This window comes from Microbacterium sp. (genome assembly GCF_051953575.1).
GTDB lineage: Bacteria > Actinomycetota > Actinomycetes > Actinomycetales > Microbacteriaceae > Microbacterium.
Window position 1 is genome coordinate 1 of record NZ_JBQCIP010000098.1, and the last position, 13,788, is coordinate 13,788.

At 70.0% G+C, this 13,788-nt stretch carries 15 protein-coding genes; 12 read left to right on the forward strand and 3 right to left on the reverse strand.

The genetic code is table 11. The annotated features are described in order from the left end of the window. Positions 1-181: 181 nt before the first annotated feature. The gene (locus ACTHNQ_RS06630; RefSeq protein ID WP_440332178.1) at positions 182-1,084 is read left to right on the forward strand and encodes a tyrosine recombinase XerC; all 903 of its coding nucleotides are present in this window, start codon (positions 182-184) and stop codon (positions 1,082-1,084) included. Positions 1,085-1,087: 3 nt separating this feature from the next. Here ACTHNQ_RS06630 and ACTHNQ_RS06635 read toward each other — a convergent pair whose 3' ends face one another. After that, entirely contained in the window at positions 1,088-1,636 is a 549-nt protein-coding gene (locus ACTHNQ_RS06635; RefSeq protein WP_440332180.1) for a murein hydrolase activator EnvC family protein, read from the reverse strand. A 341-nt stretch (positions 1,637-1,977) separates the two neighbouring features. Here ACTHNQ_RS06635 and rpsB point away from each other — a divergent pair, with 341 nt between their 5' ends. From rpsB to ACTHNQ_RS06680, 9 genes are all read left to right on the forward strand, one after another. After that, positions 1,978-2,940 carry a 30S ribosomal protein S2 gene (gene rpsB, locus ACTHNQ_RS06640; protein WP_440332182.1) on the forward strand — a complete coding sequence of 321 codons (963 nt, stop codon included), beginning with the start codon at positions 1,978-1,980 and terminating at the stop codon, positions 2,938-2,940. A gap of 86 nt (positions 2,941-3,026) precedes the next feature. Continuing rightward, positions 3,027-3,854 carry a translation elongation factor Ts gene (gene tsf / locus ACTHNQ_RS06645; protein WP_440332183.1) on the forward strand — a complete coding sequence of 276 codons (828 nt, stop codon included), beginning with the start codon at positions 3,027-3,029 and terminating at the stop codon, positions 3,852-3,854. Between the two features lie 116 nt (positions 3,855-3,970). Then, positions 3,971-4,690 (forward strand): UMP kinase, encoded by a 720-nt coding sequence (gene pyrH / locus ACTHNQ_RS06650; RefSeq protein ID WP_018171072.1) that lies wholly within the window; start codon positions 3,971-3,973, stop codon positions 4,688-4,690. A gap of 52 nt (positions 4,691-4,742) precedes the next feature. Next, complete coding sequence (gene frr, locus ACTHNQ_RS06655; RefSeq protein ID WP_018171071.1) at positions 4,743-5,297, forward strand: ribosome recycling factor; 555 nt, start codon at positions 4,743-4,745, stop codon at positions 5,295-5,297. A 9-nt stretch (positions 5,298-5,306) separates the two neighbouring features. Continuing rightward, complete coding sequence (locus ACTHNQ_RS06660) at positions 5,307-6,392, forward strand: phosphatidate cytidylyltransferase (RefSeq protein ID WP_440332185.1); 1,086 nt, start codon at positions 5,307-5,309, stop codon at positions 6,390-6,392. Beyond that, positions 6,389-6,952, forward strand: coding sequence for a DivIVA domain-containing protein (locus tag ACTHNQ_RS06665; protein WP_440332187.1), 564 nt, complete (start codon positions 6,389-6,391; stop codon positions 6,950-6,952). Before ACTHNQ_RS06660 ends, ACTHNQ_RS06665 begins: the two co-directional genes overlap by 4 nt. Positions 6,953-7,059: 107 nt before the next feature. Further along, positions 7,060-7,761, forward strand: a complete 702-nt coding sequence (locus ACTHNQ_RS06670; RefSeq protein ID WP_440332189.1) for a lytic transglycosylase domain-containing protein — start codon at positions 7,060-7,062, stop codon at positions 7,759-7,761. Positions 7,762-7,764: 3 nt separating this feature from the next. Continuing rightward, on the forward strand, positions 7,765-8,049 hold the full coding sequence (locus tag ACTHNQ_RS06675; protein ID WP_018171067.1) for a hypothetical protein: 285 nt from the start codon (positions 7,765-7,767) through the stop codon (positions 8,047-8,049). Position 8,050: 1 nt separating this feature from the next. Beyond that, entirely contained in the window at positions 8,051-8,776 is a 726-nt protein-coding gene (locus tag ACTHNQ_RS06680; RefSeq protein ID WP_440332191.1) for an alpha/beta hydrolase, read from the forward strand. A gap of 6 nt (positions 8,777-8,782) precedes the next feature. Here the strand turns inward: ACTHNQ_RS06680 and ACTHNQ_RS06685 are convergent, their stop codons facing one another. Then, on the reverse strand, positions 8,783-9,850 hold the full coding sequence (locus tag ACTHNQ_RS06685) for an AI-2E family transporter (protein WP_440332193.1): 1,068 nt from the start codon (positions 9,848-9,850) through the stop codon (positions 8,783-8,785). Between the two features lie 175 nt (positions 9,851-10,025). On the opposite strand from ACTHNQ_RS06685, the gene ACTHNQ_RS06690 reads away from it, so the two are divergent. Both ACTHNQ_RS06690 and ACTHNQ_RS06695 read left to right on the forward strand, forming a co-directional pair. Beyond that, positions 10,026-11,960, forward strand: coding sequence for a glycosyl transferase (locus ACTHNQ_RS06690; RefSeq protein WP_440332195.1), 1,935 nt, complete (start codon positions 10,026-10,028; stop codon positions 11,958-11,960). After that, complete coding sequence (locus ACTHNQ_RS06695) at positions 11,957-12,901, forward strand: tetratricopeptide repeat protein (protein ID WP_440332197.1); 945 nt, start codon at positions 11,957-11,959, stop codon at positions 12,899-12,901. The genes ACTHNQ_RS06690 and ACTHNQ_RS06695 overlap by 4 nt, the downstream gene beginning before the upstream one ends. A 49-nt stretch (positions 12,902-12,950) precedes the next feature. Here ACTHNQ_RS06695 and ACTHNQ_RS06700 read toward each other — a convergent pair. Then, on the reverse strand, positions 12,951-13,788 hold an 838-nt coding region (locus ACTHNQ_RS06700; protein ID WP_440332199.1), incomplete at its 5' end, for an alpha amylase C-terminal domain-containing protein.

Consider the following 13,788-nt stretch of genomic DNA (forward strand, 5'->3'; position numbering starts at 1 on the left):
GCCGGCATGGCCGTCGACGACGTCCGGGCGCTGCTCGGCCTGCTGCGGCTCGAAGGAGTCGTGCTCGTCGGTGCGGACGGATGGCGGCTGCCCTCCTCGCGCGAGTGAGTGGTCGGGGCTCGGCGCGCCGCGACCCGCGCGCCGCGACCCGGGTGCATTGCACAGGCGGCAAGCTGGGGGTATGAGGATCGCCGAGGCCGCCGAGGGCTACCTGCGTCACCTCGAGCAGGTGCGCCGGCTGTCGCCTGCGACCGTGCGTGCCTACCGGTCCGACCTCGCGGGCCTTCAGGCCACCTGCGGGGATGTCGATCTCGCCCAGGTGGATCTCGAGGCCCTCCGGGACTGGCTCTGGCAGGCGGTGCAGCGGGGTGACAGCCGCGCCACCATCGCCCGGCGCACCGCGGCCGTGCGCGGCTTCTTCGCCTGGGCCACCGAGACCGAGGTCATCGAGGCCGATCCCAGCCTGCGGCTCGTCTCGCCCAAGAGGGGCAAGACGCTCCCGAAGGTGGCGACTGCACAGACGCTCGACGGAGTCCTGGCGCAGATGGCCCAGGCCGCTGCCGACGGAGACCCGGCCGCGCTTCGCGACCATGCCGTGCTCGAGCTGCTGTACGGGGCGGCTGTGCGTGTGTCGGAGCTGTGCGGGCTCGACATCGACGATCTCGATCCCGATCGGCGCACCGTGCGGGTCCTCGGCAAGGGCTCGAAGGAGCGGGTGGTGCCTTTCGGCCTGCCCGCGCTGCGTGCGGTGGAGGCATACCTCGTGCGCGGACGCCCGGCGCTCGCGGCCCGGGCCGACGGTGCCGCTGCATCAGCGCTCTTCCTCGGCGCCCGCGGCGGACGACTCGGACCCCGCGCCGTGTACGACCTCGTCTCGCGCCGCCTCGGCCCCGAATTGGGCGGCCAGGTCGGGCCGCACGCCCTCCGCCACTCCGCGGCCACCCATCTGCTCGACGGGGGAGCCGACCTGCGGGCCGTGCAGGAGATCCTCGGCCACGCGAGCCTGGGCACGACGCAGATCTACACCCACGTCTCCAGCGAGCGTCTGACCGCGACGTACCGGCTCGCGCACCCGCGCGCCTGAGGCTCAGCAGCAGGGGAGCAGCACGGCTCGAGGCACTCCTCCGAGGAGGAGCAGCGGGTTGATGTACTCGCCGTGCAGGCGGACTCCGAAGTGGAACGCACCTGGGTCGGCATGACCGCCCAGCGACACCGAGCCGACCGGGTCGCCCCTCCCGACCGGCACGCCCGCCGCCAGCGGCGAGTCGATCGGCTCGAGGGTCGTCACGAGCCCGTCGCCGTGGTCGATCGTGAGGATGCCGCGCCCGGCGACCTGACCCGAGAAGGCGACGATCCCCGCCGCCGGCGCGATGAGCTCAGTCCCCTCCAGCGGTCTCAGATCTATCCCGCGGTGCCCCGGGCCGTAGGCGTGCGGCGGGGCGACGAAGGGGTGCTCCAGGCGGAACGGGCTCGCAGGCCAGACCCAGTCATCCGCGCGCGGCGCCGCGATGACGGGCGCCGCGGCGGCGACGGCGTCGACCGGATTTCCCGCACCCGACGACGCCACGAGGAGCGCCAGAAGACCGGCGAGGGCCCGATGTCGTCGCACGCGCGGGCGAGTGGCTGGCAGCGTCATGGTCCGAGCGTCGCGCACTCCGTGGACCGTGTGATCCCCGTCTCGGCCATCGGGGGAGAATCGGCATGCGCGCGGCCCGGTGGAGGAGGGGCGAGGGTGGCCGCTCCTGGTACACTGGGTGTCGCACTCCGCATGTCGGAGTGACTCCGCGTGCCCACAGCGTGACGGATCTCGGCTCGAACGGGACGACGTCTGTGACGCGGCATCCATTCCCAACGGTCCTTGCGAGCGCAGCAGTGCGAACGCGGGGCGGGCATGTGCCGGGCACCAGGCTCGCCGGCCGACGGTCGGCGCGACACAACCGCAACAGGCGCTCCGCGCGCCAGAACAGGAGACCGGCCATGGCCGTCGTCACCATTCGCCAGCTGCTCGACAGCGGCGTCCACTTCGGACACCAGACCCGCCGGTGGAACCCGAAGGTCAAGCGCTTCATCCTCACCGAGCGCAGTGGCATCCACATCATCGACCTCCAGCAGTCGCTCACGTACATCGACAAGGCGTACGAGTTCGTCAAGGAGACGGTCGCGCACGGCGGCACCATCCTCTTCGTCGGCACCAAGAAGCAGGCGCAGGAAGTCATCGCCGAGCAGGCGACCCGCGTCGGCCAGCCCTACGTCAACCAGCGCTGGCTCGGTGGCCTCCTCACCAACTTCTCGACGGTGTCGAAGCGTCTTGCCCGCATGAAGGAGCTCGAGGAGCTCGACTTCGAGGACCCGGCGGCGAGCGGCTTCACCAAGAAGGAGCTCCTGCTCAAGAAGCGCGAGCTCGACAAGCTGCACAAGTCGCTCGGCGGCATCCGCAACCTCCAGAAGACCCCCTCGGCCATCTGGGTCGTCGACGCCAAGCGCGAGCACCTCGCAATCGACGAGGCGTCGAAGCTCGGCATCCCGGTGATCGGCATCCTCGACACCAACGCCGACCCGGACGAGTTCCAGTACCCGATCCCCGGCAACGACGACGCGATCCGCTCGGTGGGCCTGCTCACCCGCATCATCGCCGACGCCGCCGCCGAGGGCCTCATCCAGCGCCACCAGCCCACCGACGAGACCGCCGACGCCGAGCCCCTGGCCGACTGGGAGCGCGAGCTGCTCGAGCAGGGCGCGGCTGCTGCCGAGGCTGACGCCGTCGAGCTGGCGACCGAGGCCGTCGCGGCCGAGGCCGTCGCCGAGGAGCTGGCCGCCGAGGGCGACCTCGAGGACGCCGTGGCCGTCGAGGCCGTCGCCGAAGAGCTCGCCGCCGAGGCCGTCGTGGCCGAGGTCATCGCCGAGGAGCTGGCCGCCGAGGCCGGCGACGCCAAGGCGTAATCGCATCTTCCCGCCCGGCGGAGTCGTCTGAGGACGGCTCCGCCGCGGCATCCATGAGAACTCACAGAATCAAGGAGCCGCCACCCATGGCAAACTTCACGATCGCCGACATCAAGACGCTGCGCGAGCAGCTCGGCACGGGCATGGTCGACACCAAGAAGGCGCTCGAGGAGGCCGACGGCGACCTCGAGAAGGCCGTCGAGATCCTGCGCCTCAAGGGCGCGAAGGGCAACGCGAAGCGTGCCGACCGCTCCACCAGCGAGGGCCTGGTCGCCGCCAAGGAGCTGAACGGCAAGGTCACGCTCATCGAGCTGAACACCGAGACCGACTTCGTCGCGAAGAACGACCGCTTCATCGCGCTCGCTGAGAAGGTGCTCGACGCGGCCGCCGCTGCCGGCGCCGAGTCGGCCGAGGCCGCTCTCGCCGCTCCGGCGGGCGACCAGACCGTCGCCGAGCTCATCTCGGACGAGGCTGCGATCATCGGCGAGAAGGTCGAGCTGCGCCGCGTCGTCACCCTGTCGGGCGACAAGTTCGAGATCTACCTGCACCGCACCAGCAAGGACCTGCCCCCGCAGGTCGGCGTGGTGCTCGCCTACACGGGCGACGACGCCGAGACGGCGCGCAGCCTCGCGCAGCACATCTCGTTCGCCAACCCGTCGTACCTGTCGCGCGACGAGGTCCCCGAGGCCGAGGTCGAGAAGGAGCGCGAGATCGTCACCGAGATCTCGCGCAACGAGGGCAAGCCCGAGGCTGCTCTTCCGAAGATCGTCGAGGGCCGCGTCAACGCGTTCTTCAAGCAGGTCGCCCTGCTCGACCAGGACTACGCGAAGGACAACAAGCAGTCCGTCGCCCAGGTCGCGAAGGACGCCGGCCTGACCCTGACGGGCTTCGCCCGTTTCAAGGTCGGCGCCTGACCTTCTGAGTAGGCCCGCACCCGGTTTCCGGTGCGGGCCTTTCTCATGCCCTTCGGGCTGTTTCCTGGGTAGTCTGCGGCTTGCCCCGCTAGTTTGTCGTCATCGAGAGGATCACCGTGATCAACGAGAACACCGGACGCCGTCGCGTCCTCCTGAAGCTGTCGGGCGAAGCGTTCGGGGGAGGGCAGCTCGGGGTCAACCCCGACGTCGTCAGCCAGATCGCGCGCGAGATCGCTGAGGCGGTCGACCGCGTCGAGATCGCGGTGGTCGTCGGCGGCGGCAACTTCTTCCGCGGGGCCGAGCTGAGCCAGCGCGGCATGGACCGCGGGCGCGCCGACTACATGGGCATGCTGGGCACGGTCATGAACGCGCTCGCGCTCCAGGACTTCCTCGAGCAGGCGGGCGCAGCGACCCGCGTGCAGTCGGCGATCTCGATGACGCAGGTCGCGGAGCCCTACATCCCGCGCCGCGCCGAGCGCCACATGGAGAAGGGTCGCGTCGTCATCTTCGGTGCGGGTGCCGGACTGCCGTATTTCTCGACCGACACCGTCGCCGCCCAGCGGGCGCTCGAGATCGACGCTCAGGAGGTGCTGGTCGCCAAGAACGGCGTCGACGGCGTCTACACGGCGGACCCCAAGAAGGATGCCTCGGCGACCAAGATCGACCGCATCACCTACCTCGACGCGCTGCAGCGCGGCCTCAAGGTCGTCGACTCCACCGCGTTCAGCCTCTGCATGGACAACCGGATGGACATGCGCGTGTTCGGGATGGAGCCCGCCGGCAACGTGACCCGCGCCCTGCTCGGCGAATCGATCGGCACGCTGGTCACGGCGTGACGCCTGCGCCGTCGGTAGACTTGAGCAGCCCCATCCATATGAAGGAGACACTGTGATCGCGGACGTCTTGGCAGATGCCGGAGCGCGCATGGACCGCGCCGTCGAGGCAGCGAAGGAGGACTTCGCGACGGTGCGCACCGGCCGTGCGAACCCGCAGCTGTTCCAGAAGGTCATGGTCGACTACTACGGGTCTCCGACGCCGCTGGCGCAGCTCGCCTCCATCAACAACCCCGAGGCCCGCACGCTCATCGTCACGCCGTACGACAAGTCCGCGCTGAAGGCGATCGAGCAGGCGATCCGCGACATCCCGAACCTCGGCGTGAACCCTACCAACGACGGCAACATCGTCCGGGTCACGATGCCGGAGCTCACCGAGGAGCGTCGCAAGGAGTACGTGAAGCTCACCCGCAGCAAGGGCGAGGACGCGAAGGTCCACGTGCGCGGCATCCGCCGCAAGGCGAAGGACGACATCGACGCGCTCAAGGGCGAGGTCGGCGAGGACGAGCTCGGTCGTGCAGAGAAGGAACTCGACGCGCTGACGCGCGCCCACGTCGACGCGATCGACGAGGCGCTCAAGCGCAAAGAGGCCGAACTGCTCGAGGTCTGAGGACCGTCCATGACCGACGCTTCCGACCCGCGGGGTGAGGGCGACCGCGACTCGTCGCAGAGGCGGCGCGCGTCAGACGATGCGCGCCGCGCCGGGGAGTCCTCCCTGCCCGGAGCCCCGTCGCCGGATGCGGCGGCGGACGCCGATGCCGGCGCGGTGCTGCAGGCGCACCTGCGCGCCGCGCGGAGCGAGTTCGAGAACCAGGTCGCCCAGGCGAGGGCCGATTTCGAAGAGGCCAACGAGCGCATCAAGGAGCGGACCGGGCGCGACCTGCTGCTCGCGATCCTGATCGGACTCGCGATCGGCGCCGCCCTGCTGGGCTCTCTGCTGTTCGTCAAATGGCTGTTCCTGGTGTTCGCCCTGGGCGCCGCGGTCCTGTCGGTCTTCGAGTTCTCGCGCGCGCTGGCGGCTTCGGGCCGTCGGGTGGATCTCGTACCGCAGCTGATCGCGGGCGCAGTGGTCGTCGGGACCGCGTACTTCGTCGACTCGTGGCTGCAGTGGGTGATCCTCTTCGTCGCCCTGGCGTTCGTGGTCGTCTGGCGTCTGGTCGCGCAGATGGCCTCGCACGACGGCCGCACGTACGGCGCGGTGCTCGGCGACGTGCTCATCGCGACGTTCATCCAGCTGTATGTCGGCTTCCTCGGGAGTCTGTGCGTCGTGCTCCTGAGCAAGGAGGGCGGCGAGTGGTGGGTGCTCGGGTTCATCATCGTCGCGGTCGCCGTCGACACGGGCGCCTACGTCGCAGGCATCTCGTTCGGCAAGCACCCGATGGCTCCGCGCATCAGCCCCAAGAAGACCTGGGAGGGCTTCGCGGGCGCCGCGCTGGCCGCCATCGTCGCCGGCGTGCTGGTCGGGATGTTCATGCTCGGGCTCGACTGGTGGATGGGCGTCGTGTTCGGCATCCTGATCCTCGCGACCGCGACCGCCGGCGATCTGGGGGAGTCGATGATCAAGCGCGACCTCGGCATCAAGGACATGAGCTCCTGGCTCCCGGGCCACGGCGGCGTGCTCGACCGGCTCGACTCGATCCTCCCCTCGACGGTCGCGGCACTGACGCTCTACTACCTCTTCACCCCCCTGGTGGCATCATCATGACGGCATCCGAAGCTCCCGCACGAACGTCCTTCCCCGAGACCCGCGGTCGAGAGAAGGGCTACGAGAAGGAGGCTGTCGACGAGTTCCTCTCGAAGGCGCGCGGAGCCTTCGAGAGCGGCGCGACAGGCATGACCGCCGCCGACATCCGCCAGGTCGCGTTCCCGCTGGTGCGCCACGGCTACGTGATCGGATCCGTGGATGCCGCACTCGGCCGCATCGAGGATGCCTTCGCGGCGCGGGAACGGACCACCGCTGTCGCGGCGTCCGGTGCGGCAGTGTGGGTCGGCCACACGCGCGAGCTCGCGCAGGAGGTGCTGGACCGCCTGTCACGGCCCCGCAAGGAGCGCTTCGACCGGGTGTCCGCGCTCCGCTACGGCTATCGCATCGATGAGGTGGACCTGGTGGCCGACAAGCTCTCGAAGTATCTGGCCACTGGTCGTTCGGTCACCGTCGAGCAGGTGCGCTCGGTCGCCTTCCGGATGCAGCGCGGCGGCTACAAAGAGACCCAGGTCGACGCCGTGCTCGACGCCGTCGTCGAGGTCATGCTCGCCGTCAAGTGACGCCGGGCCGCGTCGGATGGAAAGATCCGATGCGGCTGTGCGAGAATCGGGTCACTGTGACTTCCGGAAACGATCTGACCCCGACCAGACGCTCCCGACGTCAGGACGTGTCGACCAGTGCCCGTCGGCGTGCTGTCGCGGCAAGGTCCGCGTCCACGACGGCATCCCGGCCCGCGTCCACGACGGCGCGCTGGTCGCGGCGGCGCGGGGTCGTCGGCGCTTTCGCCGCCTTCGCCGCGCTGGGTTTCATTGCCGCGTACGTGGGGCCGATCGGTGTCGCACTGGCGGATGTGGATGCCGGTGACGAGCCGGTCTCGCTGTATGCGAGCTCGCTCGATGACGTCCAGTCGATCGCCGGCGACCCGTCGGCGGAGCCCGCGCCCGCGGCCGAACTCGACCGCGGCACGTATTCGGTGTACGTGAAGCCGAAGCCCACTGTTGCGCCTGTGGTGAAGGGGACGAGCGCGTCCAGCAGCGGATGGCGCCCGCCGTTCGTGACTCCCGACCCGGGTAGCGCGCAGGCGATCGCGTACGACATGGTCAAGGCGCGTGGCTGGAGCGACGACGACTTCGCGTGCCTGGTGGCGCTGTGGAAGAAGGAGTCCGGCTGGCGTGTGAACGCGTACAACGCCGGCAGCGGTGCGTACGGCATCCCGCAGGCGCTCCCGGGCAGCAAGATGGGCAGCGTCGCCCCCGACTGGGAGACCAACCCGGCGACGCAGATCACGTGGGGCCTGAACTACATCGGCGGTCGCTACGGCACTCCGTGCGGCGCGTGGGGCCACTCGCAGAGCACCGGCTGGTATTGAGCCATGCCGCGGTCCAACCGCCGCCGGAACGACTCGAGCGGCGACGAGTCCTTCGAGCGTCTGCTCGCCGGCTGGAAGCGCACCGAGTACCGCCGCGGCGTCGAGTGGACCGTGCAGCCTGTGTCGGCGGCGCAGGCGCAGAAGGTGTACCGCTGCCCGGGCTGCGGCGGCCAGATCGACATCGGCGTCGCGCACCTCGTCACGTGGCGCGCCGACGGAGTGCTGGGGGACGCCGCCGATCTCGCGGCGCGCCGGCACTGGCATCAGCACTGCTGGAAGGTGGCCTGACATGGAGATCCGCGGTCCGATGCAGCTTCCTGCGCGTCGCGAGGAGATCGAGCTCGAGACGCTCGACGGACTGACGCTCGTCGGCGAGCTCGCCCTGCCCGAGGACCGGGATCCGGTGGCGACCCTGGTGACGCTGCATCCGCTCCCCACCGCGGGCGGGTTCATGGACTCGCACATCCTCCGCAAGGCGGCGGGGCGCCTGCCTGCTCTCGCCGACCTGGCGGTGCTGCGGTTCAACACGCGCGGCACGTCGTCGCCGCGCGGCACGAGCGACGGCGCGTTCGACGGCGGGCGCGCCGAGGCGTTCGACGTGGCGGCGGCGATGGACTTCGTCCACGCGCGTGGCCTTCCGCGCCCCTGGTTCGTCGGGTGGTCGTTCGGCACGGAGCTGGCGCTGAAGTACGGCCGCGACCACGACGTCGAGGGCGCGGTGCTGCTCTCTCCGCCTCTGCATCGGGCGACGGACGAGGAGGTCGCCGCGTGGGCGGACGATCCGCGCCGCCTCATCGTGCTGGTGCCGGAGTTCGACGACTACCTCCGCCCCGATGCGGCGGCCGAGCGGTTCGCGAGCGTGCCCGACGCCGTGCTGATCCCGGTGGACGGCGGCAAGCACCTGTGGGTCGGTGAGAACCAGACCCGGCGTGTGCTGACCGAGATCGTCGCCGCGGTCAACCCTGACGCGCTTCCGCTGCCCACGGAATGGCGCGGAGCCGTCGTCGCGGACTGAATACGCCTAGCGCTCGTTCTGCCGGGGGATCACGACCTGACGGAAGATGATCAGGATGCTGGCGGCCACCGGGATGGCTACCAGCGCGCCCAGCAGGCCGAGCAGCGACCCGCCGGCGAGGGCTGCGATCACCACGACGGCGCCGGGCACCGCGACGGCGCGACCCATGATGCGCGGCGAGATCACGTAGGCCTCGATCTGCATGTAGACGAGGTAGTAGATCGCGGCGATCAGGGCCGTGACAGGGGAATCGGCGAGCCCGAGGCAGATGAGCACGATGATCGTCGACCCGGTGAGCGTGCCCACGAGCGGGATCAGCGAGAAGAAGAACGCGATCACGGCGAGCACCGCGGGGAACGGCGCGCCGATGATCGACAGGAAGATCGCGCTGAGCACACCGTTGATCACACCGAGGCTGACCTGCCCCATGACGTAGTAGCCGACCGAGTCGGTGATCTGCTCGCCCAGGTCCATGAAGCGTGCGCGCTTCGACGCGGGGACGAGCTGGTAGGCCGCCCGCTTGAGGCTCGGGGTCGAGGCGGTGAAGTAGATCGTCAGGATGAGCACGATGAAGGCGCCTGCGAGACCCGACAGCAGTGCCCCGCCGATCGCGATGATGCTGCCGCCGATCTCGCTGCCGATCGCGCCGTAGTCGAGCGAGTTCAGCCACTCCTGGACCGATTCGAACACGTCGTCGACCTTCAGCAGCGGGAACTGCGCGGTCATCCAGTCCCGGAGATCCTCGACGGGGTTCCAGCTCCCGTCCTCGATCATCTTCTGGATGGCGGCGACCAGCTGGCCGATCTGCTGGACGATCACCGGGACCACGATCAGGATGATGCCGGCGAACGCGGCGAGCACCGCCAGGATGGTGATCAGGACGGCGGCCCAGCGGGGGAGCTTGCGGCGCTCGAGCCAGCCGACGAGGGGGTCCAGGCCCAGCGAGAGGAACAGGGCGGTCCCGACGTACAGCAGGATCGTCTGGAGGTTCTGGATGCTCCCGATCAGCAGGAGACCCAGTCCCACCCCGAGTGTGGCCAGCAGCGCCGTGCGGAACGGGTTGTGGATCTTCATCGAGGTCCCCTCCTGTACGACGTGACGCCGATACCTGTTCGCCCAGGATACGCATCACTACCGTCGAGCCCCGGAATGGCACCCTCCCACGCGCCTCACAGGTCGTGTTCGCTAGTCTGAACTGTCGAATCGAAGGGTCGCGCTCTGTCGGTGCGCCCCGGGAAAGGGTTTCTTCGTGCGTTTCGTGTGGGCTGTGGCGGCTTTCGTGCTGGCCACCGTGATGATCGGTGCGGGCATCGCTCAGCGGACGATCTTCGAGGGACCCAAGACCGAGACGGCGGCGATCTCGGTCAAGGATGCGGCTCCCTACATCCTGATCGACGGGGCTGTGCTCAATCAGATGCCCGGCACCCAGACGCTCCGCGCGCAGTCCGAGGGCGACCTGTTCGCCTCGTACGGACGCACCGCCGACATGCAGGACTGGCTCGCGGACGCCACCTACAACCACGTGTCTCTCGGCAAGAACGGCAAGATCGAGACCACGCTCGTCGAGGCCGACCCGACGGCCGCACCCGCGCAGGGCGATGACGCCTCGGGCGATCCTGCTGCCGGTGACGCGGCGGCCGGCGATGCGGCGGCCGGCGATGCGGCTGCCGGCGATGCGGCCGCCGGAGACACGACTGCCGGTGACGCGGCTGCTCCCGCCGACGGCGCCGCAGCGGCGACCCCCGCAGGGCGGAACCCGGCCGGCTCCGACCTGTGGCTCGACGAGTACTCGCAGAAGGATCTGCTGATCGCTCCGCTGCAGCTGCCGGAGGGCATGAGCGTACTCGTGGCGGCGGACGGCACCGCCCCCGCACCGAGCAAGGTCACGGTGACCTGGCCGCTGCAGACGTCGACCCCCTGGGCGGGGCCGCTGATCGTGGGCGGCGCGATCCTCATGGCGGTCGGCGTGTTCCTCTACATCCTGGCGATCCGCCATGTGCGACGTCGTCGCGGCCCCCGCCGCAAGGGCCTGCCGCTCCCCGTGACCGAGCCCATCGACATCTCGACGATCGACGATGACGACAAGGGCGTGATCACCAGTCAGGCGTCGACGCGACGCGCCGTCTCAGGCCGCCGTGCGTTCGCCGCGATCCCGATCGTGGCCGTCTCGGCCGTCCTGTTCACCGGATGCTCTGCCGACGCCTGGCCGCAGTTCGGCTCGACGCCCACTCCCAGCCCGACGGCGAGCGTGATCGCTCCCGACGGCCAGCAGGCCCCCGCCGTGACCAAGGCGCAGGCGGAGCGCATCCTCACGCGCATCGCGGCGACCGTCGCGGACGCGGATGCGGCTCTCGACGGCGATCTGGCTGAGACCCGCATGTCCGGTGCGGCGCTGGCGGCACGCGACACCAACTACAAGCTGCGGTCGCAGATCGCCGACTACAAGGCCCCGGACCCGATCCACGCCAAGCCTCTGAGCGTGATCCTCCCGCAGGCCTACGACGACTGGCCCCGCTCGGTGATCGTGGTGGGTGCGGACGAGGAGTCGAAGACCTCCAGCATCATGGTGATGTCTCAGGCCGACCCGTGGTCGGACTACCGGCTGTCGTACATCGCCAACCTCGAGGCGTCGACGACGCTCCCGAACCTCGCGCCCACCTACATCGGTGCGCCGCAGGTCGAGCCGGACTCGCCGTTCCTCTCGCTCGCTCCGCAGGACGTGGCGGCGGCGTACGCGGACATCATCGACAAGGGCGAGTCCAGCGAGTACTACGGCCTCTTCGAAGCGGACGGCGACCAGCTGCGCACCAGCATCGCGGCCGACCGCGAGCGTCGTCTGAACGACTTCAACAAGACGGCCAACACCACTGCAGTCACCGGCAACCTGCAGTTCCAGGCGAAGCCCGGCGCACAGGCGCCCTTCGCGCTGCAGACCGTCGAGAGCGGGGCGATTGTCGCCGTCAACATCGACGAGACCGACACGGCCACGCCGGCCAACCCCGACGCGGTGATCAAGAACAACCCGACGGTGACCGCTCTCGCAGGAACCGACCAGTCGGCGACCGGGGTCACCACCACGTACAGCGACCAGGTGTTCTTCTACGTGCCCGGACCGGGTTCGAACGAGAAGATCCGGCTGCTGGGCTACTCTTCCGCCATCCTCGAAGCGAAGGTCATCTCGTGAGCGATCCCTCCCTCGGTGCCGCCGTCCGTGGCGCGGTCGACCTCTCGTCGCTGCGCAATCGCCCGGCAGGGCCCGTTCCGGGGGAGCCGCAGGCGGCGGGTGCCGCGGTGGCCCTCCCGGCACTCGTGTTCGACGTCACCGACGACACGTTCGCGCAGGTGCTCGAGCTCTCGCGTACGGTCCCCGTGGTGGTCGACCTCTGGGCCGAGTGGTGCGGGCCGTGCAAGCAGCTGAGCCCCATCCTCGAGCGGGTCGTCGAAGAGCTCGCCGGACGGCTCGTGCTGGCGAAGGTCGACGTCGATGCCAACCCCCAGCTCTCGCAGGCGTTCCGCGCCCAGTCGATCCCGATGGTCGTCGCCCTGGTCGCGGGTCAGCCCGTGCCGCTCTTCAACGGCGCCGTGCCGGAGCAGCAGGTGCGCGAGGTCTTCGCGCAGCTGCTCCAGGTGGCGGCGCAGAACGGCGTGACCGGCACCGCGGCTGTCGACGGAGAGGCCCCCGTCGGGCAGGAGGCTCCCGAGGAGCCGCCGCTCGCTCCGCTGCACGCCGAGGCGTTCGAGGCGATCGAGGCGGGCGACTACGCCCGCGCGATCACCGCGTACGAGAAGGCACTCGCCGAGAATCCCCGCGATGAGGACGCGCGCGCCGGCCTCGGCCAGGTGCGCCTGCTCGATCGTGTCCAGGGCCTCGATCTGCAGCAGGCCCGCGCCGCCGCGGCGGCGGCGCCCACCGATATCGCGGCGCAGCTCGCGGTCGCCGACCTCGACATCGCCGGCGGCCACGTCGAGGACGCGTTCGGCCGACTGCTCGACCTGTTCGCGCAGCTGCCTTCGGACGAGCGCGGTCCGGTCCGCGAGCGTCTGCTCGAGCTCTTCGCACTCGTCGGCGACGCCGACCCGCGCGTCGCCTCCGCCCGCGGCCGTCTGGCGTCGCTCCTGTTCTGAGTCGATGGCCCGGCACCATGCCGGGCCATCCACCCAGGCCTCTCGCGCGTCAGCCGTTCGTTGGCGACGGCACGTGCGCGGCGGTCTCGTGGCGCAGCCACAGCACACCCAGCGGCGGCAGCACCAGTGTCGCGCGCCCGCCGTCGCCGGCGTGGACGACGCCGAGGTTCCCCACGCCCGACCCGCCGTACGCCTGCGAGTCGGTGTTGAGGATCTCGTGCCACACGCCGCTCTCGGGGAGGTCGAGCGCGTACGCGTTCAGCGGCGTGCCCGAGAAGTTCGCGGCGACGACCACGGTGTTGCCGTGCCAGTCGCGACGGGCGAACACGACGACGTTCGGGTTCCAGGTCGGCGCGCCGAGCCGCGTGAACGCCGCCCCGTCGCTGTCGCGCGCCCACAGTGCGGAGTTCGCGCGGTAGACGCCGTTGAGCGCCCCGACGAACCCCAGGAGCTCGGCGTGGCTGGGCTGGTCGAGCAGCCACCAGTCCAGCGAGCGCGCTTCGGACCATTCGGACAGCTGGCCGAACTCCTGGCCCATGAACAGCAGCTGCTTGCCGGGGTGCCCCCACATGTAGGCGAGGAACGCGCGCATGTTGGCGAGGTTCTGCCAGTGGTCGCCCGGCATGCGTCCGAACAGGCTGCCCTTTCCATGGACGACTTCGTCGTGGCTGATGGGCAGCACGTAGTTCTCACTGAACGCGTACACGAACGAGAACGACAGCTCGCCCTCGTGGTGGGAGCGATGGATCGGGTCCCGCTTGATGTACTCGAGCGAGTCGTTCATCCAGCCCATGTTCCACTTGAACCCGAACCCGAGCCCGGCCTGGTTCGTGGGGGCGGTGACGCCGGGGAAGCTGGTGGACTCCTCGGCGATCATCGCGATGCCG

Bases quoted from the DNA above. Each gene is read 5' to 3' on its own strand.
- ACTHNQ_RS06660 (WP_440332185.1), top strand. From the start codon at position 5,307: ATGACCGACGCTTCCGACCCGCGGGGTGAGGGCGACCGCGACTCGTCG.
- rpsB (WP_440332182.1), top strand. From the start codon at position 1,978: ATGGCCGTCGTCACCATTCGCCAGCTGCTCGACAGCGGCGTCCACTTC.
- ACTHNQ_RS06635 (WP_440332180.1), bottom strand. From the start codon at position 1,636: ATGACGCTGCCAGCCACTCGCCCGCGCGTGCGACGACATCGGGCCCTC.
- ACTHNQ_RS06665 (WP_440332187.1), top strand. From the start codon at position 6,389: ATGACGGCATCCGAAGCTCCCGCACGAACGTCCTTCCCCGAGACCCGC.
- ACTHNQ_RS06630 (WP_440332178.1), top strand. From the start codon at position 182: ATGAGGATCGCCGAGGCCGCCGAGGGCTACCTGCGTCACCTCGAGCAG.
- ACTHNQ_RS06685 (WP_440332193.1), bottom strand. From the start codon at position 9,850: ATGAAGATCCACAACCCGTTCCGCACGGCGCTGCTGGCCACACTCGGG.
- ACTHNQ_RS06675 (WP_018171067.1), top strand. From the start codon at position 7,765: ATGCCGCGGTCCAACCGCCGCCGGAACGACTCGAGCGGCGACGAGTCC.
- tsf (WP_440332183.1), top strand. From the start codon at position 3,027: ATGGCAAACTTCACGATCGCCGACATCAAGACGCTGCGCGAGCAGCTC.
- ACTHNQ_RS06680 (WP_440332191.1), top strand. From the start codon at position 8,051: ATGGAGATCCGCGGTCCGATGCAGCTTCCTGCGCGTCGCGAGGAGATC.